The 17,207-nt window shown below is 67.6% G+C and carries 15 protein-coding genes and 3 tRNA genes; 6 read left to right on the top strand and 12 right to left on the bottom strand.

The window, feature by feature from the left end:
- Positions 1-84: 84 nt before the first annotated feature.
- From ABW18_RS08955 to ABW18_RS08935, 5 genes are all read right to left on the bottom strand, one after another.
- On the bottom strand, positions 85-1,170 hold the full coding sequence (locus tag ABW18_RS08955; protein WP_049698671.1) for a fused (3R)-hydroxyacyl-ACP dehydratase subunits HadA/HadB: 1,086 nt from the start codon (positions 1,168-1,170) through the stop codon (positions 85-87).
- A gap of 293 nt (positions 1,171-1,463) precedes the next feature.
- The gene (rpmG, locus tag ABW18_RS08950; RefSeq protein WP_003929651.1) at positions 1,464-1,631 is read right to left on the bottom strand and encodes a 50S ribosomal protein L33; all 168 of its coding nucleotides are present in this window, start codon (positions 1,629-1,631) and stop codon (positions 1,464-1,466) included.
- 88 nt (positions 1,632-1,719) lie between these two features.
- Positions 1,720-1,793 (bottom strand) — tRNA-Met (locus ABW18_RS08945).
- A 76-nt stretch (positions 1,794-1,869) separates the two neighbouring features.
- Positions 1,870-1,942: transfer RNA gene (locus tag ABW18_RS08940), tRNA-Thr, on the bottom strand.
- 124 nt (positions 1,943-2,066) lie between these two features.
- Positions 2,067-2,147 (bottom strand) — tRNA-Tyr (locus tag ABW18_RS08935).
- 385 nt (positions 2,148-2,532) lie between these two features.
- Here ABW18_RS08935 and ABW18_RS08930 point away from each other — a divergent pair.
- Positions 2,533-3,024, top strand: coding sequence for a YajQ family cyclic di-GMP-binding protein (locus ABW18_RS08930; protein WP_049698670.1), 492 nt, complete (start codon positions 2,533-2,535; stop codon positions 3,022-3,024).
- 148 nt (positions 3,025-3,172) lie between these two features.
- On the opposite strand, the gene htpX is transcribed toward ABW18_RS08930, so the two are convergent.
- On the bottom strand, positions 3,173-4,027 hold the full coding sequence (gene htpX / locus ABW18_RS08925) for a zinc metalloprotease HtpX (protein WP_005209130.1): 855 nt from the start codon (positions 4,025-4,027) through the stop codon (positions 3,173-3,175).
- 97 nt (positions 4,028-4,124) lie between these two features.
- Positions 4,125-5,138 carry a polyprenyl synthetase family protein gene (locus tag ABW18_RS08920; RefSeq protein WP_049698669.1) on the bottom strand — a complete coding sequence of 338 codons (1,014 nt, stop codon included), beginning with the start codon at positions 5,136-5,138 and terminating at the stop codon, positions 4,125-4,127.
- 62 nt (positions 5,139-5,200) lie between these two features.
- Between ABW18_RS08920 and ABW18_RS08915 the strand changes: the two genes are divergently transcribed.
- Both ABW18_RS08915 and ABW18_RS08910 read left to right on the top strand, forming a co-directional pair.
- Positions 5,201-6,475, top strand: coding sequence for a geranylgeranyl reductase family protein (locus tag ABW18_RS08915; protein ID WP_049698668.1), 1,275 nt, complete (start codon positions 5,201-5,203; stop codon positions 6,473-6,475).
- Positions 6,476-6,586: 111 nt separating this feature from the next.
- Positions 6,587-7,543, top strand: a complete 957-nt coding sequence (locus ABW18_RS08910; RefSeq protein WP_414651979.1) for an oxygenase MpaB family protein — start codon at positions 6,587-6,589, stop codon at positions 7,541-7,543.
- A 753-nt stretch (positions 7,544-8,296) separates the two neighbouring features.
- Here the strand turns inward: ABW18_RS08910 and ABW18_RS08905 are convergent.
- The 4 genes from ABW18_RS08905 to menD all read right to left on the bottom strand — a co-directional run bounded on the left by ABW18_RS08905 (position 8,297) and on the right by menD (position 12,767).
- A complete protein-coding gene (locus tag ABW18_RS08905; protein ID WP_049699010.1) occupies positions 8,297-8,992 on the bottom strand; it encodes a demethylmenaquinone methyltransferase in 696 nt (231 codons plus the stop codon).
- Between the two features lie 13 nt (positions 8,993-9,005).
- Entirely contained in the window at positions 9,006-10,163 is a 1,158-nt protein-coding gene (locus ABW18_RS08900; RefSeq protein WP_049698667.1) for a glycosyltransferase family 4 protein, read from the bottom strand.
- A 10-nt stretch (positions 10,164-10,173) separates the two neighbouring features.
- The gene (locus tag ABW18_RS23470) at positions 10,174-10,872 is read right to left on the bottom strand and encodes a DUF3592 domain-containing protein (protein WP_200903242.1); all 699 of its coding nucleotides are present in this window, start codon (positions 10,870-10,872) and stop codon (positions 10,174-10,176) included.
- 197 nt (positions 10,873-11,069) lie between these two features.
- Positions 11,070-12,767, bottom strand: a complete 1,698-nt coding sequence (menD, locus tag ABW18_RS08890; protein ID WP_049698666.1) for a 2-succinyl-5-enolpyruvyl-6-hydroxy-3-cyclohexene-1-carboxylic-acid synthase — start codon at positions 12,765-12,767, stop codon at positions 11,070-11,072.
- Between the two features lie 100 nt (positions 12,768-12,867).
- Between menD and ABW18_RS08885 the strand changes: the two genes are divergently transcribed.
- The 3 genes from ABW18_RS08885 to ABW18_RS08875 all read left to right on the top strand — a co-directional run bounded on the left by ABW18_RS08885 (position 12,868) and on the right by ABW18_RS08875 (position 16,086).
- The gene (locus tag ABW18_RS08885; RefSeq protein ID WP_049698665.1) at positions 12,868-13,485 is read left to right on the top strand and encodes a class I SAM-dependent methyltransferase; all 618 of its coding nucleotides are present in this window, start codon (positions 12,868-12,870) and stop codon (positions 13,483-13,485) included.
- Between the two features lie 59 nt (positions 13,486-13,544).
- On the top strand, positions 13,545-14,687 hold the full coding sequence (locus ABW18_RS08880) for an AbrB family transcriptional regulator (RefSeq protein WP_049698664.1): 1,143 nt from the start codon (positions 13,545-13,547) through the stop codon (positions 14,685-14,687).
- Between the two features lie 85 nt (positions 14,688-14,772).
- Positions 14,773-16,086: a saccharopine dehydrogenase family protein gene (locus ABW18_RS08875; protein WP_049698663.1), complete on the top strand. Its 1,314-nt coding sequence runs from the start codon at positions 14,773-14,775 to the stop codon at positions 16,084-16,086.
- 98 nt (positions 16,087-16,184) lie between these two features.
- On the opposite strand, the gene ABW18_RS08870 is transcribed toward ABW18_RS08875, so the two are convergent.
- Positions 16,185-17,174, bottom strand: coding sequence for a GGDEF domain-containing protein (locus tag ABW18_RS08870; RefSeq protein ID WP_049698662.1), 990 nt, complete (start codon positions 17,172-17,174; stop codon positions 16,185-16,187).
- Between the last annotated feature and the right edge of the window lie 33 nt (positions 17,175-17,207).

Genomic DNA, 17,207 nt, shown 5'->3' with positions numbered 1-17,207 from the left:
ACCCGCCGGCCGAGCGCATTCTCCGCTGGTCGAGCTTCCCTCGCTGGTCGAGCCTGTCGAGACCACCCCGCCGAGCCGCAGGCGTCAGTTGAACTGCACGTGCGCCTGGGCGCGGCCGAAGATCTTGCGGTCGCCCTGCTTGGCGACGATGCTGATCACGCCGCGTCGAGTCTCCGGGTCGAGCGACTTGATCTTGCCCGTGAAGTCGACGTTCGCGTAGGTGTCGGGATAGACGTACACCGGGCTGGTGAATCGCACGTTGTACTCGTAGACCGCGGCCGGGTCGCCGACGAACTCGGTGATGAAGCTCGCGCCGAGGCCCATCGTCTGCATGCCGTGCGCGACGACAGTCTCGAGTCCGATGACCTTGGCCAGCTCGTCGGAGAAGTGGATCGGGTTGGGATCTCCCGCGACACCCGCATAGTTGACCAGATTTCCGCGCGTGAGGGTCTTGGTCATCGGGGTCAGCTCCTGGCCGACCTCGAGGTCGTCGAAGTTGATCGCCGAGTACGGCTTCGGCGCAACGACCGGGTCCGGATCGTTGTAGCGGTCGAACGGTCCGTGCACGCTACGCGGCAGCGTCGGCTCCTTGTCGACCTTCATCATGACGTGCTCGAGCTCGTCGAGGACCTCGGGATCAGCGTCGACGGCAGCCCGCGCGACAAGGCTGGTGAATGTCGTCATGACCGGCTCGTCGTGCTGATTCCAGATGATGTTCTTGGTGACCATCACGTCCGCGCCACCCATCTGCCGGAACGACTCCAGCGAGACGTCGCAGATCAGTCGGTCGCCCACCTTGATGGGCTGGTGAAAGATCAGTCGCTGGTCGGTCTGCATGATCTGCCACAGGTCGTAGCCGGTGACGATGTCTTCGAAGAGCCGACGCTGCGCGATGATCCCGAGCACCGAGACAAATGTCGGCGCGGCGATCAGGGTGTCGTGACCCATCTCCGCAGCCGCTGCCTCGTCCCAGTGGACGGGATGTGCGTCCTGCACCGCACGAGCGTGCTTGCGGATTTCTTCACGACCGACCTCGTAGTAGTCGTCGACCGTGTAGTTGAAACCGACCATCGACGTGGTGTGCGCCGCTATCTCTTCCGGAGTCAGTTTCACACCGTTCTTCAACGCGTCGATCCGTTCCTGGATCTCGCTATCGGTGATCTGTGACATCGGTGGGACTCCTCACGCTGCACTTGGCTGTACGTCCGACGGACGGAGGGCTGACCGCTCATCGTCGAGACGCATACTCGCTGGCAACTGTACTGAACTTGTTCATCTGAACGACAACTGCGGGCTGCCTCGTGTGAGACAGCCCGCAGTTGCACAAAACTCGTGGGTGCGCATCTCGCGACGACGCACAACGCCGAACTACGCAAACCGGATTCGACGATCCGATCGCGCACCGACAACCTGACTGACACCGTCATCCGACGACGCTCCGGGCCATCGGCCTCAGCGACAAATCAGCGCGACTCTTTGTGCGCCTGGTGCTTGCCGCAGTTCGGGCAGAACTTCTTGATCTCGAGGCGATCGGGATCGTTACGACGGTTCTTCTTGGTGATGTAGTTGCGGTGCTTGCACACCTCGCAGGCCAAGGTGATCTTGGGCCGGACGTCAGTTGAGGAAGCCACTGGGTTCGCCTTCTTTCGGGTGGGTCTGGGTCGTCGGAGCACTAGGCGCCGCCTCGCCCGACCCGGGCCGCGCGACAAGCCTTACGTGTAGCGGTGGAGGGACTCGATCCCTCGACCTCACGATTATGAGTCGTGCGCTCTAACCAGCTGAGCTACACCGCCATGGTGACATGAACGCCGTCAGCGTGGACGCAGTCCTCGCGGTGGCGTTGCGGCGTCGGGCGTTCAAGTCCTACCGAGCCCCCTGACGGAATCGAACCGTCGACCTTTTCCTTACCATGGAAACGCTCTGCCGACTGAGCTAAGGGGGCGTTTCCGGCAGCCCTTGCGGGCGTCCGGAGAGCCTTAACGAGGTTACACACCGATGCGGCGGCTCACCAAATCGCTGCTTTCACAGCTCTCCGATGGACCGCCGACCAGACGTTCACCTCGTTGTGGCAGATGCAGGATTCGAACCTGCGTAGCTTTCGCGACGGATTTACAGTCCGCTCCCATTGGCCGCTCGGGCAATCTGCCGTGCTGTTTCCCACGACCTTCACGACCGTAAGAACAACGCCGAGAAGAATACAACGAACCCCTGTCTTCGACGCAAACCCGCAGGTCAGCCCGACGCCCTACGGCTGGTCGAGCTGCTCCTCGCTGGTCGAGCTTGTCGAGACCACCGCCGGCCGAGCTACCCTCTCGCTGGTCGAGCGCCCCTCCGCTGGTCGAGCCTGTCGAGACCACCCACCGCCGGTCGAGCGCCCGCCGCCGGGTCGAGCCCCAACGGCTGGTCGAGCTTGTCGAGACCACCCACCGCCCGAGCTGCCCCCCGCTGGTCGAGCTGCACCCCGCTGGTCGAGCTTGTCGAGACCACCCCACTCGCCCCGGGCCCGAGCGGCGTCGGGCTACGCTGTGATCCATGGCTGATTCATCGTTCGACGTGGTGAGCAAGATCGACCGCCAGGAGGTCGATAACGCCCTCAACCAGGCCGCGAAGGAACTCTCGCAGCGCTACGACTTCCGCGGCACCAACACCGGCATCGACTGGTCCGGCGAAGAGACGATCGTCATCACCTCCGACGCCGAAGAGCGCGCCCAGGCAGCTCTCGATGTGTTCAAGGAAAAGCTGATCCGCCGCGACATCTCGCTCAAGGCGTTCGACGCCGGCGAGGTCCAGTCGTCGGGCAAGACCTACAAGATCTCGGGCAACCTCGTGCAGGGCATCGACTCCGAGCACGCCAAGAAGATCTCCAAGAAGATCCGCGACGAGGGCCCCAAGGGCGTCAAGGCTCAGATTCAGGGCGACGAACTACGCGTGTCGAGCAAGAAGCGCGACGACCTCCAGTCCGTCATCGCACTCCTCAAGGGCGAGGACTTCGGCATCGCCCTGCAGTTCGTCAACTACCGCTGAGCTGGACAGATGCGCGGGCCCGCCCTCGCTCCGAGCCTCCTCGCTGCGCTCGTCGATTCTCACTCGGCGACCCGCTAGTCAGATGCGCGGGCCCGCTCTCGCTCCGAGCCTCCTCACTACGCTCGTCGATTTTTGACTCGACGACCCGCTAGACCCCCCGGCGCGCCATCTCCTGCAGGCGCCGGATGCGCTCCTCGGTCGGCGGGTGCGTCGAGAACATCTTGGCCATGCGGTCGGTGGCGCGGAACGGACTCTCGATCATCGCGTGGCTCTGCGCGGCGATGTCGGGCTGCGGGGGTAGCGGCGCCACCTGGATGCCGCCGGAGATCTTGGCGAGCGCCGACGCCAGCGCCAACGGATCGTTCGTCAGTTCGGCACCCGACTTGTCGGCCTGAAACTCCCGCGACCTCGACACCGCGAGCTTGATCAACGTCGCAGCGAACGGCCCGAGCAGCGAGATGAGGATCAGCGCGATCGGGTTCGGTCCGTTGTTGCGGTTGCCCGACATCCCGAAGAACATCGCGAAGTTCGCCAGACCGCTGATGATCGCTGCCATCGCGCCCGCGACCGAGCTGATCAGGATGTCGCGGTTGTAGACATGCGAGAGCTCGTGCCCGAGCACCGCGCGCAGTTCCCGTTCGTCGAGGAGCCGCAGGATTCCCGCCGTGCAGCACACCGCCGCGTTCTTCGGGTTACGGCCCGTCGCAAAGGCGTTAGGCGACTCCGTCGGACTGATGTACAGCGCGGGCATCGGCTGCCGCGCCTGCGTCGCGAGCTCGCGCACCACCCGGTACATCACGGGCGCCTCGACCTCCGTCACCGGCTGCGCGTGCATCGCCTTCAGCGACATCTTGGCGCTGTTGAAGTACACGTAGCCGTTCACGGCGATCGCAAGGATCACCGACCCCCACAGAATCGTCGGACTCCGGAAACAGGCACCGATCGCGACGATCAACGCAGACATCGTGCCGAGCAGAAGTGCCGTCTTCACACCGTTTCGCATCAGATCCTCGTTCGAACTCGCCTCCGACGCGATGCCGGGGCTCTCAGTTTCTCAAACGATCCAGGGTCCGGTTGGGTTTCCGTGCGGCGTCGGCGAGTTACCCGGTGCGCGCGATCGTGTAATCGACCAGCGACGTCAACGCGGCATGCGCGGGCCCCTCGGGAAGCGCGCCGAGAACCTGCCCCGCCTCGTCTGCGTATCCGCGCAGCGTCGCGTTGGCCTGGGTCATGCCACGCGACTCGACGAGCAGGCCGAGCGCCTCGGCAACCTCGGCGTCGTCGGTCAGCGGCCTCGCGGCACCACCGTCGACGACGAGCAGCTCGCGCAACCTATTCGACGCCGCATCGTCGTAGGCCAATGCGTAGAGCACCGGCAATGTGTGCACACCCTCACGCAGGTCGGTTCCGGGCGTTTTGCCCGAATCGCCTGTGGCTGAACGGATATCGATGATGTCGTCGGAGAGCTGGAACGCCGTGCCGACGATGTCGCCGAGTCGGGAGAGCCGCTCGACGTCGTCCAAGGTTGCACCGGAGGTCATCGCACCGAACCGTCCGGCAGCCGCGATGAGCGAACCGGTCTTCTCCCACACCACCTTCAAGTAGTGATCGATCGGGTCGACGTCGCGGGCGCCGATGGTCTCGCGCATCTGACCCGTCACCAGCTCGGCGAAGGTCTCGGCGATGATCCGCACCGGGTCGGGCCCCAGCGTCGACACCAGGCGCGACGCGCGGGCGAACAGATAGTCGCCGGAGAGGATCGCGATGCTGTTGGACCACCGCGCATTGGCGCTCTGCGCGCCGCGTCGCATCGGGGCCTCGTCCATCACGTCGTCGTGATAGAGCGTCGCGAGGTGGATCATCTCGACGACCGTCGCGGCCGTGATCACCTCGCTCGCGTCCGGACGCGGCCCGAACTGGGCGGCCAGGATCGCGAACATCGGACGGAAACGCTTGCCACCCGCCTTGGCCAGGTGGCTCGCAGCCTCGGTCATGACGTCGTCGCCGGATGCCAACTCGGACAGCAACAATTCCTCTACCTGGCCCAACGATGTCCGCACCATGCCCGCGAACTCTTCGGAACCCAGATCCAGACCCGCGAAAGTCGACTTCACTCCGCCGAGCCTAGTCGGTGGGCGCGTGTGGCGAGCGTGCCGGGAGGCCACATACTGGTCGAGTGACGAGCCAGATCCCCGAGAGCGCCGACGTCCTCGTCGTCGGCGCGGGACCGGGCGGGTCTGCCGCCGCCGCCCACGCCGCCGCCGCCGGACTCGACGTCGTCCTCCTCGACGCCGCCACCTTCCCCCGCGACAAGACATGCGGCGACGGCCTGACGCCGCGCGCGACCGCCGAGCTCATCGAACTCGGATTCGCCGACCGCCTTGCCGCCAGCCCCCACATCGACGGCCTCGAACTGCACGGCTGGGGAGCCACGCAGCGCGTGCCGTGGCCGGCCGGCCGCTTCCCCGCGTACGGCAGCGCCATCACGCGGATGGAACTCGACGACGAGCTGCGCGCACTCGCCGTCACTCGCGGCGCCCGAATGTTCCAGGGCGCCAAGGCCGTCGACGTCGAGATGTCCGGCGATCGGATCTCAACGGTCACCGTCGACAGCCCGGAACGACAGAACACGATCCGCGTGCGCGAGGTCATCGTCGCCGACGGCGTGCGCTCGACGCTCGGCAAGAAGCTCGGCCGAGAATGGCACCGCGACACCGCATTTGGCGTCGCAGCACGCGCCTACGTGCCATCGACACGCGCCGACGACAACTGGATGGGCTCGCACCTCGAACTACGCGCCCCCGACGGCGAGCTGCTACCCGGCTACGGGTGGCTCTTCCCGCTCGGGAGCGCAGGGGGCGGGCCGGATCAGCACGACACCGCGAACGGCCTGCTGAACGTCGGTGTCGGCGCACTGGCGACGTCGAAACGCCCGGCGCACATGGCGTTACGGCCCATCCTCGACCACTACGCGCGCATGGTCGGCGACGAGTGGCAGATCACCGGGAAGCCTGCTCGCCTGACGTCGGCGCTGCTGCCGATGGGTGGCGCGGTGACGGGTGTGTCCGGACCCAACTGGATGCTCATCGGCGACGCCGCCGCATGCGTCAATCCGCTCAACGGCGAGGGCATCGACTACGCCCTCGAGACCGGCCGCCTCGCCGCCCAGCGCCTCGGCAGCCCCGACCACACCGTGCAGTGGCAGCAGACCCTCGTCGAGCATTACGGTCTGGCGTTCTCGGCCGCTCGACGCCTCGCCGGCGTGCTGACCGTCCCTCGCGCCGTGCCGCTGCTCGGGCGGCCGGGCATTCGGTCGGCAAAGCTGATGTCGCTCGTCGTGCGCGTGATGGGCAACCTCATCACCGACGACGACGCCGATCTGGTCGCCCGGGCCTGGCGTGCCGCAGGCCACGTCTCCACGCGCATCGACGACCGGCCTCCGTTCGCCTGAATCCACCCCGCAACTCCATGTCGAGGCGTCGACCATTGGTTTGAGACGTTTTGCGTGATACGTTCCATTGAGAATGTGTCATGCACCACAACGTCGACAAGGGAGCCCCTCATGCCTCTGCGGACCCTGCCTCTGCGGACACTGCCATCGCGGCTCTCCGGCACCATCTCCGCGCGCCGACGCGAGCGGTACCGTCGCCGCGACGAACTCGCCGCCGTCGATCCCGCCGACGACCCGCGCACGTACGCCCTTGAACTGTCGGGCAAGGAGTTCGTCTGGGCCACGACGCAAGCGCTCAGCTTTGCCCTGTTCCGCACCTACGCGGTGCCGTCGATCGGCGAATTGCTCTACAAGACAGTCCAATTCACCGACGAAACCCAGAAGCGCTACGACGACACGGTGCTACTCCTATCTGCACCCGTCGAGCACGGTTTCGCTCCGGGCAGCCAGCGGCACGCGGCGGTCCGTCGGATCAACCAGATGCACGGCCGCTACGACATCTCCAACGACGACATGCTCTACGTCCTCGCGACGTTCGTCGTCTGTCCACCCCGCTGGATCAATGCCTACGAGTGGCGCACACTCAGCCAACGCGAGATCGACGGGCTCACCAACTACTACCGCCTACTCGGAAAGCACATGGGAATCAAGGACATTCCCGACACCTACGCCGAGTTCGAGTCCCTCATGGACACCTACGAGCAACAGCACTTCGACTTCCGCGAAGGCTCCCGCGCCGTTGCCGACTCGACCCTCGACCTGCTGACCACCTTCATGCCGTACCGACTCCTTCCCGCCCCGCTCGTCCGACGACTCGCCCGCGCACTCATGGACGAACCCCTCCTCGACGCCTTCCACTACCCGCACCCGACACGCGCCGAGCGTGTACTCGTCGCCGCAGGACTCAAAGCCCGCGGCCTGGCAATCCGCTACTTCGCCACACCCCGCACCGAACCGGTCTTCGGCATCGACACCGCCGAGGTCCGCGGCTACCCGAACGGCTACCGCGTCGAGGACCTCGGCACCTTCCCCACGGGATGCCCTGTCGCGCACAAGAGCTCGGCCTAGCGCCCCCCGAATCCGGCCCGCTGACCGGGCCCCGCCCCGCTGATCGAGCTTGTCGAGATCACCCTCCCGCAGCCACACCGACCCGCCGCACGCCCGACCCGGCCCGCTGACCGGGCCCCGCCCCGCTGATCGAGCTTGTCGAGATCACCCACCGCGTGCAGTGGTCTCGACCTGGGTGCTCGCTGCGCTCGCGTCCGCTCGACCAGCGGAGCTGCGGTTTCGCCATCGTGCCCCCGTCCGCTGATCGGGCCCGCGCGACACCTTGCTCGACGCCCGCCAAACCGCCACACCCGCGGCGCGCGTACACAACTCGGTCGTCAGCGCGACGCCAAGACAATAATCTCCTCGGCACCCCGCTCACGTCACGATTGTGTACGCACCCGGCCGCCCTAGGCCTTGCGCGCCGTGCACCCCCAGCGATCTCGCCGGTCAGGTTCTGCCAGCGCACGTCGCTGAGCCCCGCGGCGCTCAAGAGCTGCGCCGAGCAGTGCCCGGCGGCTAAATGTGTGTCGAATCGAAGGATCTGTGTGCTGCAGCACCCACATCTTTCGATAAGACACACATCTACGAGGCCAGCACCCGCGCGCGCCCGAACCCGGCCCGCTGATCGAGGCCCGCGTGACACCTTGCTCGACGCCCGCCAAACTGCCACACCCGCGGCGCGCGTACACAACTCGGTCGTCAGCGCGACGCCAAGACAATAATCTCCTCGGCGCCCCCCTCACGTCACAATTGTGTACGCATCCGGTCGCCCTAGGCCTTGCGGCCCGTGTGCACCGCGGCGATCCCGCCGGTCAGGTTCTGCCAGCGCACGTCGGTGAACCCCGCGGCGCGGATCAGGTCGCCTAACCCGAACTGGTCCGGCCACGCCCGAATCGACTCCGCCAGATACACATACGCCGCCGGATTGCTCGACACCTTGGTCGCCACCACGGGCAGCGCCTTCATCAGATACTCCATGTAGACGGTGCGAAACGGCCCGAAGGTCGGGGTCGAGAACTCGCAGATCGCAAGTCGCCCACCGGGTTTCAGCACACGGCTCAGTTCGGACAGCGCAAGTGGAACGTCCTGCACGTTCCGCAGCCCGAACGAGATCGTCGCGGCGTCAAACGATCCGTCGGCAAACGGCAACGCCAGCGCGTCGGCCGCGACCTTGGGAACGTCGCGGTCGGCGCCCGCCTTCAACATGCCCAGCGAGAAGTCGGCGGCGATGCACGTCGCCCCCGACTCCCCCAGCTCGACGGTCGAGACCGCGGTCCCCGCCGCGAGATCCAGGACAACGTCCGACGGGCCCAGCGCCAGTGCCTTGCGTGTCGCTTTGCGCCACCGACGGTCCTGCGCGAAGGAGAGCACAGTATTCGTGATGTCGTAGCGCTTCGCGACGCCGTCGAACATCGCGGCGACCTCGGCAGGCGCCTTGTCGAGACCTGCGCGGTCGGTGATGGCCATGCCGACCACGCTACTACCCGGCCAACAGCTCCGAATCGGTCAGTCCGCTCTGCCCGGCGATCACCGCGCGGTAGTGCCCGACCAGTTGCTCGCAGATCGCAGGCCAGGTCCGATCGCGCACCGCCGCAAGCCCCGCCCGCCCCATCGCCGCGCGATGCGTGTCGTCGCGCAGCACGTCGATCACCTCGGGCAACTTTGCCGAGTACGACGCCGGCTCGAGCAGATACCCCGTCCGCCACGCCGAGACCAGATCACGCGGCCCACCGGCGTCCGGCCCGACGACCGGCAGCCCGCTGGCCATCGCCTCCTGGATCGCCTGGCAGAACGTCTCGTGCTCGCCCGCATGCGTGAACACGTCGAGGCTCGCGTACGCACGAGCCAACTCGACGCCGCGCAACTCCCCGGTGAACACCGCGTCGGGCAGCAGTCGCGTCAACCTCGCGCGCTCCGGTCCGTCGCCGACGATCACCACCCGCACCGAGTCGTCGTGCGCGAGCGATGCCAACCGCTCGACGTGCTTCTCCGGCGCCAACCGGCCGACGAATCCGACGACCAACCGCTCCCGATCACCCATCCACTCACGACGCAGCGCCTCGTCGCGCCGAGTCGGATTGAACAACTGCGTGTCGACGCCGCGCCCCCACCGATACAGGCGCGGAACACCATGTGCACCAAGCGATTTTAGCGTCGCACTCGACGGAACCAACGTACGGTCACACATCTCGTGCAGACGCTTGGTGTAGCGCCACGCCGCGCGTGAGGCCACGCCGAGCCGGTACGCATCGGCAAAACCCGCGATGTCGGTCTGGAACACCGCGACCGTGGGGATGTCGAGTCGTCGAGCAACCACAGCCGCGGCCCCGCCCACCACGAACGGCGACGCGAGATGCACGACGTCGGGCTGAAAATCACGCAAGGTCCGATACAGCACCGGCGCGGGCACACCCACCGGCAACGACGACACCCGCGGCACCTTCACCGACGGCAACAGATGCACCGGCGTGCGCCGACCCACCAATCGCGGACCACGTTCGACGCCGCGCGCCGAGTCGGGAGCGATCACCACGGCCTCGTGGCCCTGACGTTCGAGGTGGTCGATGACCCGGAGAACCGAGTTCACGACCCCGTTGACCTGCGGAAGGAAACTCTCGGCGGCGATTGCGACGCGCATGCCGCAAGAATCAGCGGCCGAGGTTTCCGGCAACCTCGGCCGACGTGTCGGGTCTCGAAACTCCGCGTGAAGTCTCGGCAGCCGACGACTTGGACATAGCGCCAGTCGAAGACGCCTCGGCCTCGGCCTGCGCACCGGAGCTCTGTGCACCGTCGTCGCCCCGCGCACCACCATCGGCCTGGGCACCGGCACTCCCCGCGTCGACCTCGTCCCGCGCAGCGCCGTCGGCCTGGGCACCAGCGCTCCCCGCGTCGGCCTCGTCGCGCGCGGTGCGCAGCGCGGCGCGGCGTCGGCCCCAGCGTCGGGAGAACTCCGCGACGCCGAGCATCAGCGCCCCGACGACGATCCAGCCCAGCACAGCCACCGACACCGCGGGCACGATCGAGAGCACAGCCGTGCGCCCTGTCGGTTTCGCGAGGTCGGGGTTGGCGGTGCTGTAGTCGACGCGAATCCGCTGTCCCGCGGTCAGCTCCGTCGGATACAGCAGCCCGAGCCGCGGACTGTGCACCGAGCCGTCGGGCGTCTGGAAGTACGCGTTGGCGTGCAGCCTGTCGGCATATACGACGTCGGCGGTGACCGTGGCCTTGTGCTTCTCGATCTCCGCGTCGTTGCGGAAGCACGCGACGATGAGCACCAGGCACATCGCGGTCACAACCATCCCGAGCGTGAGCAACACCTTCTGCACACGTCGCAGGATGGTCGGATTCATGGCTGCCAGGATAACCGCCGGGTCCGACGCCGCTTCCGGCCGCAGCTCCCCGCGCAGAAACTACGTGCTGTGGGCCGTCGACCTGTACCGGTACACCCCGACCACCCCAGGGGTGCACTTTTCTGCGCGCACCCCAGCCAGCCCAGGCCGCACGGCCCAGCCCAAAACCAGGCCCAGCCCAAAACCAGGCCCGACCCCTACCCCGCCACCCGCGCGGCGATGGCGGCGTGGACGTCGCGCAGTCGGCCGCGGTCGGTGACCACCTCGACGACCTCGATGCCCCCGGCGTCGTCCGGCAGCTCCTCGCCAAGCACGGCGGCGAGCTCCGAGAGCGACACCCGACGATGCGCCACCCGCATCCCGGCGCACAGAGCGGCCAGGTCGGTGCGGTGCGGCGTCCCGAAGACCCGCTCGTACGCCCCCGACAACGCGCCGGAGTCGAGCCGCGGATCGCCCTGCTCGAGCAGCCCGAAGATCCCGCCGCCGTCGTCGTTGGCCACGACGATCCGCAGCGACGACGGGCGCGGCTCACCCGGCCCGATGATCAGCCCGGTCGAGTCGTGGATGAACGTCAGGTCGCCCATCAGAGCGACGGTCGACGCCGCGCCCCCGGCCAGCGCAGCGCCGATCGCCGTCGAATTGGTCCCGTCGATCCCCGCGACGCCGCGGTTCGACAGCACGCGCACGCCCTCGGACACCCGACCCGCCAGCGCGACGTCGCGAATCGGATTACTCGCCCCGACCACGAACTGATCACCCGCCGACAACGCCGCGCTCACCACGCGCGCGACGTGCAGCCCGGTCGGCGGCCCCGGCTCGTCGAGCACAGCGTCGACAGCCCCCAGCACGCGCTGCTCCAGGGCGGCGCACTCTTTCAGCCATTCCTCGTGCGGCTCGCCGCTGACCTCCGCGCGCGTCCCGGTCGCGTAGACGTTGCCCGACACGTCCGGCCAGCGCGGCCCCGTGGTCAGCGCATAGACGCGCACCTCCGGGTCGGCCAGCAGCCGCGACACCCCGCGATGCAGCGTCGGACGCCCGCAGATGATCGCCTGCTGCGGCTTGATCGACCCCAGCGCCAGCGGGTGCAGCGGCGTCGCGGCGTGCGGCGCTGTCGGCTCCGCGACGGTCGGCACGCCCGCCAACTCCGGATGCACACCCGACCCGTGCCCCGAGATCACCACGGTGTCCAGCGAGAGATCGATCGGCAGCGGGACGTCGAGCTTGGCCACGGGCGCCTGCGTCCACGGCACGCCGCCAGGTCGTCCGGAGAACGCGCCGAGATCCTCGGACGTACTCGTGACGTCGGGCACCAGCGGCTCGCGCAGCGGAATGTCGAACTGCACGGGCCCGGGATTTCCCGTCCGCGCACCACGCGCAGACGCCAACACACGCCCGACGGCCGAACGCCACTGACTGTTCGCGTCGAGGCCCTCCTCGGCCAGCCCGATGCTGATCGCCGCCCGCACCTGCGTCCCGAAGATCCCGAACTGCTCGACGGTTTGATTGGCGCCAGATCCCAGCAGCTCATACGGCCGATTCGCACTGACAACGACGAGCGGCACCCGCGCGTAGTTCGCCTCGAACACCGCGGGCCCCATGTTGGCGACGGCCGTGCCGCTCGTCATCACGATCGGCACCGGCTGCCTCGACGACACCGCCAACCCCAACGCCAAAAACCCCGCCGACCTCTCGTCGATCCGCACGTGCAGCCGCAGCCGACCCTCCCGATCCGCCAGGTACAGCGCATAGGCGAGCGGCGCGTTGCGCGACCCTGGACACAGCACGGCCTCCCGCACACCTCCGCGGATCATCTCGTCGACGATCACCCGCGCCTGCAACGTCGACGGATTCGGCCCACCCGCCTCCGCAGGCGTGGAACTCGCCGCGCCAGGCATGGAGTTCGTCGACTCTGTCGAGGAATTCATGAGCTCCAGCCTATGTCCGCACCTAAAGTGATCTCCGATACGTGCCGTCGGCTCGACGGAAGGTTGGCAAGTGGGCTTCTACACCGATCACGTTCTGCCGCGCGTCATCAACGTGACGTGCGGGTCGTCGATGCTCGACCCTCTTCGACGCCGCGCATGCACGCCACTCTCTGGCCGGGTCGTCGAGATCGGCTTCGGCTCCGGCCGCAACGTCGGCCTCTACCCGGCCGCCGTCACGTCCGTCGACGCGATCGAACCCTCCGACGTCGCGTGGAACATGGCCGTCGAGCACGTCACCGCCTCGCCCGTCCCCATCCGCCGCGCCGGACTCGATGGCCAGCGCCTCCCCTTCGACAACGACACGTTCGACGCCGCGCTCTCGACCTTCACCCTCTGCACCATCCCCGACGTCGACGCCGCACTCGCCGAGATCGCCCGCGTCGTGCGCCCCGGCGGCACCGTCGTCTTTCTCGAACACGGCACCGCGCCCGACGACGCCGTCCGACGCTGGCAGCGACGCCTCGAACCGATCCAGAAACGCACCGCAGGCGGCTGCCACCTCACCCGCGACATCCCGAAACTGTTGACGGACAACGGTTTCGACCTCACCGCACTCGACCAGTTCTACCAACACGGCGCACCCCGACCCTTCGCCGCACTCAGCCTGGGCAGCGCAACCGCCCCCTGACCCAAACCGCCCCCTCGCTCCACCCGACCGCTCGCTCGCCCCCTCGCTACGCTCGACTAATGACCCGCTGGTTCCTGCTCGCCGCCTTCACGGTCGGCGTCAGTGTCCTGCTGGACCTCATCGACGTCGACGCCGCACCCCTGTTCGCCGGACTGCTCGTCGCCGCACTCCTCGCGATCGTCGGATACGCCCCGCGCCCACGCACGCTCGCCGACACAAGCACCCAAACCGCGGCCGCACCACACCCCGACAGCGCAACAGAACCCGCCGACAAGGCCAAAAACGACGCCACCGACCCGCCGATGGTCCCCCGCGCGGCGATGTTGGCGGCGCAGGGCACGGTCGGCGTCTACATCGGCACCATGGCCGATCCGACGACCATCTCGGGCCTCGGCTCCGCCTGGCTGCCGGTCCTCGTCGTGGGGCTCGGCACGCTCGCGCTATCGGTCGCGGGCGGCGCGCTCCTCGGCCTGCACCGCGACGTCGACGCCCTGACCGGCTCACTCGCTCTGGTGGCCGGCGGGGCGTCGGGTCTCGTCGCGCTGACCCGCGATCTAGGTGGTGACGAGCGCGTCGTCGCGGTCGTCCAGTACGTCCGGGTCGCACTCGTGACCAGCACCATTCCGCTCGTCGCGTCGCTGGTGTTCCACGCGTCGTCGTCGAATGTCGTTGTCGCCCGGCCGACCTGGACAGAACAGGCCGCGGGCGTCGCGCTCCTCGCGATCTGCATCGGGGTCGGCCTCCCGCTCGGAAAACTCATCCACCTCCCCGCAGCGGGCCTCCTCGGCCCGATGGCCCTCGCAACGGCAGCAGAACTCACCGGGATTGCAGGCGACGCCGCCGTTCCCTCGGTCCTGCTCGCCGCCGCATACGCGGTGATCGGCTGGCAGGCGGGCCTCGGGTTCACGCTCCCCCGACTCCGCGCCATCGGCCGCATCCTGCCCGCCGCAGTCGTGCTGATCCTCGCGATCGGCGTCGGCTGCGCGCTGCTCGGCGTGCTCCTCTCCTGGTGGACGGGCGAGTCGATGTTCGACTGCTACCTCGCCACCACCCCGGGCGGTATCTACGCGGTGCTCGCGGCGGCGACTGCCGCGGGCTCCAACGTCGCATTCGTCGTCGCGGCGCAGATCCTGCGCGTACTGCTCATGCTGTTCGTCGCGCCCTTCGCGGCACGCGCGGCCGCCCGCAGGCTCACCCCCTGAAACCCGTGCCTGACCTGCGACGCTGCACCCGTACAACGACGCAGCCCATTGTTACTGTGACTGGAGTCGCATATACATTGAACTCATGACCGGTGAAAGCCAGCCCGAAAACATCCAGTCGTCAGCCTCGACGAGCCCGTCCGTGGCGCCCGATATCCGCGAATTCGACGTCGTCGTCTTCGGCGCCACCGGATTCGTCGGTGAACTCACCGCCCGCTACCTCGCCGAGCATGCTCCCGCCGGAACACGCATCGCGCTCGCGGGGCGTTCTGAGACCAAACTCGCCGACACCCGACGCCGCCTGCCAGACGCCGCTCGCAACTGGCCGCTCATCGTCGCCGACTCGTCGTCGCCCGCATCGCTCGACGCCATGGTCGCCCGCACGCGCGTCATCTGCACCACCGTCGGGCCGTACCTGCGCTACGGCGAGGCACTCGTCGTCGCCGCAGCCAGCGCGGGCACCGACTACGTCGACCTCACCGGCGAGGTCCCCTTCGTGCACTACTCCATCCAGAAAGCCCACGAGATCGCGGAGGCCACCGGCGCACGCATCGTGCATTCGTGCGGATTCGATTCCGTCCCTTCCGATCTCGCCGCTTACGAGCTCTATCGCGGAGTCACCGATGCCGACGCGGGCGAAATGACCGACACCACCATGGTCGTGGCTGCGATGCGCGGCGGCGTCTCGGGCGGAACCATCGACTCGATGCGCGTGATCGCCGAGCAGGCAAAGGATTCCAGCGTCCGACGCCTCCTACTCAACCCACAGGCGCTCTCGGGCGCACCCGCCCAGACCCCGCGAGCCGCGCTGTCGTCGGAGCCGAGCGACATCGGAATCATCAACGCGCACAAGGTCGACGAATCGCTGCGCGGAACCCTCGCACCGTTCTTCATGGCTTCGCACAACACGCGCATAGTTCGACGCTCCAACGCACTCCTCGACGGCGCGTACGGCAAGGACTTCCACTACGCCGAGACCATGTCCGTCGGCGGTGTCCCGGGAGTGTCGACGGTCATCGCGGGCGCCGTCGGTATCGGGTCCGGCGCGTTCCTCGGCGCGATGTCGTTCACCCCGACGCGCGCGCTCCTCGACCGCGTGCTTCCGAAACCGGGCTCCGGTCCCAGCGAAAAGGCGCGGGAGAACGGCTATTTCGTGATCCGCACCTACACGCGCACCACGACCGGTCGACGCTTCCGCTCCACCTTCTCGATGAAGGGCGACCCCGGATACAAGGCCACGGCCGTCATGCTCGGCGAGAGCGCACTGACACTCGCACTGAACCGCCACCAGTTGCCCTCGCGCGCAGGCGTTCTCACACCCGCCGTCGCGATGGGCGACGCACTGATCGACCGACTCCACACCGCGGGCGCGACAATCGAGGTCACCGAACTGCACTGAAGCCAAACACCTGAAGCCAAACAGCTAAAGCAAAACAACTGCACCCCGCCCCAACACCCGCACGGCACCAAATAGCCGCACCGCCGCGCCGACGACCCCTAGATCAGCCGTCGCTTGTGGCGCAGCATCATTCCGTCCGCCTCGTCGAACAGGGTCCGCAGCGTCCTGGCGTCATCCGGCCCACACTGCGCCCACCCGATCGCGACGCCGAAGTGCGGCACTCGTGCACGTAGAAGTTCGACGCGCGATCGGAACTGCGAGACCTCATCCGGTCCGCCGCGCGCAACCAACGCGAACTCGTCGCCTCCAACCCGGGCGGCCAAATCGCCACCGTCGAGCACCCACCTGAACGACTCGCCGATACCGGAGAGGTGACTGTCACCGACGAAGTGTCCGTGAAAGTCGTTGATTCCCTTGAGGTTGTTGACGTCGATGAAGGCGACAATCACATGGTCTCCCGACGCGAGGGCCTCGTCGACAAAGGTCTGTCCGCGCTCGGTCAGTCCTCGACGGTTGAGCAGACCCGTGAGCTCGTCGGTCACCGCCATATGCGCGATGGTCTCGGTGGCCGCCCCGAGGCGACGCTCGGTGCGTCGCCAGGTCAGCGCGATCACGAGCGCGAGCACGTCAGCCTTGAGCAACTGCACGGCTACGACGCCCAGCGGAGCGGCCTGCGGATAGCGCCACGCCAACAGCAGCGCCGCCACATTTAGCCCGACGATCAGCGCGAGCGCGATGCGCGGATACGGGACGAGTGCCCCGATCCCGACGATGACCAGCAGCGTTCCGATCGACGGGTAGGCGACGTGCGTGCAGAGCACGTAAGCGAGAGGATTCGCGGCAACAAGCAGCGCAGCCGCAGTGACCAGCACCGGAGCGGTGCGCGACGTGATCGCCCCCGGCCGCCGCCAGATCATCCACGCGGCAACGCCGAGCACGACGGCCGTGACCGCCGCAACCGATGATGCAGGACGTGCTCCGGGCGTTGTGTCGAGAGTGACCTGCACAAACGTAACCACCGCGAACAGGAGTGCTCCCAGCGCGACGGTGATCGCCAGGCGGTCGTCGACCACCGAATGCCGGTCCATGCCTGTCAATCTCCCTGGTACTCATGACCCCTG

The sequence above is a fragment of the Gordonia jacobaea genome, from assembly GCF_001186365.1.
In the GTDB taxonomy this organism is placed as follows: Bacteria; Actinomycetota; Actinomycetes; order Mycobacteriales; family Mycobacteriaceae; genus Gordonia; species Gordonia jacobaea.
The sequence above is the reverse complement of the archived record's forward strand: the minus strand, read 5'-3'. Positions and strand labels throughout refer to the sequence as shown.

Excerpts from the sequence above, each read along its gene's own strand:
- htpX (WP_005209130.1), bottom strand. The coding sequence starts at position 4,027 with ATGCGAAACGGTGTGAAGACGGCACTTCTGCTCGGCACGATGTCTGCG.
- ABW18_RS08910 (WP_414651979.1), top strand. The coding sequence starts at position 6,587 with ATGCCTCTGCGGACCCTGCCTCTGCGGACACTGCCATCGCGGCTCTCC.
- ABW18_RS08905 (WP_049699010.1), bottom strand. The coding sequence starts at position 8,992 with ATGGCCATCACCGACCGCGCAGGTCTCGACAAGGCGCCTGCCGAGGTC.
- ABW18_RS08955 (WP_049698671.1), bottom strand. The coding sequence starts at position 1,170 with ATGTCACAGATCACCGATAGCGAGATCCAGGAACGGATCGACGCGTTG.
- ABW18_RS08930 (WP_049698670.1), top strand. The coding sequence starts at position 2,533 with ATGGCTGATTCATCGTTCGACGTGGTGAGCAAGATCGACCGCCAGGAG.
- ABW18_RS23470 (WP_200903242.1), bottom strand. The coding sequence starts at position 10,872 with ATGAATCCGACCATCCTGCGACGTGTGCAGAAGGTGTTGCTCACGCTC.
- ABW18_RS08880 (WP_049698664.1), top strand. The coding sequence starts at position 13,545 with ATGACCCGCTGGTTCCTGCTCGCCGCCTTCACGGTCGGCGTCAGTGTC.
- ABW18_RS08900 (WP_049698667.1), bottom strand. The coding sequence starts at position 10,163 with ATGCGCGTCGCAATCGCCGCCGAGAGTTTCCTTCCGCAGGTCAACGGG.
- ABW18_RS08870 (WP_049698662.1), bottom strand. The coding sequence starts at position 17,174 with ATGGACCGGCATTCGGTGGTCGACGACCGCCTGGCGATCACCGTCGCG.
- menD (WP_049698666.1), bottom strand. The coding sequence starts at position 12,767 with ATGCCTGGCGCGGCGAGTTCCACGCCTGCGGAGGCGGGTGGGCCGAAT.
- ABW18_RS08875 (WP_049698663.1), top strand. The coding sequence starts at position 14,773 with ATGACCGGTGAAAGCCAGCCCGAAAACATCCAGTCGTCAGCCTCGACG.